This is a genomic window from Mesorhizobium sp. M0898 (assembly GCF_040319695.1).
In the GTDB taxonomy this organism is placed as follows: Bacteria; Pseudomonadota; Alphaproteobacteria; order Rhizobiales; family Rhizobiaceae; genus Mesorhizobium.
The window spans coordinates 1-713 of record NZ_JAMYOE010000150.1 but is presented as its reverse complement, the minus strand read 5'-3'; the positions used below and the strand labels follow the sequence as shown (position 1 = coordinate 713).

Annotated in this window: 1 protein-coding gene; it reads left to right on the top strand. The window is 61.7% G+C overall.

All coding sequences use genetic code 11. From position 1 onward, the window contains the following. Window positions 1-417: transposase (locus NKH90_RS34655; RefSeq protein WP_352823826.1), on the top strand; the 417-nt coding region annotated here is incomplete at its 5' end. Window positions 418-713: the final 296 nt, after the last annotated feature.

Below are 713 nucleotides of genomic sequence, written 5' to 3'. Positions count from 1 at the left end.
CGTGCCCGAGAGGATGAAGACGTGCGGCGGTTGGCAACAATCCCCGGCGTTGGTCCGATAACGGCAACGGCTCTGGTTGCACTGGCGCCTTGCGCCGCAATCTTCCGAAAGGGGCGCGACTTCGCCGCTTGGCTGGGCCTGACGCCGCTGCAACGCTCAACCGGCGGTAAACAGAAGCTCGGTGCAACATCGAAGATGGGCGAGCGTACATTGCGGCGCCTGCTTATCATCGGAGCGAGCGCTGTCGTGCGTCATGCTCGTCGGCGAGGCATTCGGGAAGGATCGTGGCTTGGGCGCATGCTCGCCCGCAAGCCGCCAATGCTTGTGGTCGTCGCTCTTGCCAACAAGATGGCCCGCATCGTCTGGGCGCTCATGGCAAGAGGTGGGACCTACAGGGCTCCGGCCGTGGCAGCATAGCAGCTCGGTCTGAGGTCGTCGCAGGTGTAGGAAGGTCACACGGAGAGGTATGGCGCGACAGTCGATGAGAGACGGATCGGAAAAACCAGTTCAGCACAGAGCGCTTCGAGCGCGCGGTAGTGATATGGATCCGATCGGCGAACTCCCATACGGGCCGGCGGCAAATGGAAGGCCGCATCAGAGGCCGGACAGATGTCAGCACCCGACTACGCGCCGCTATACTGCCTTTCGAAGATTCTTCTTGCGCTCACGGGGGCGTCCACAGATGTGCTGAAGGTTCTGCAAAAAGTTTTGGA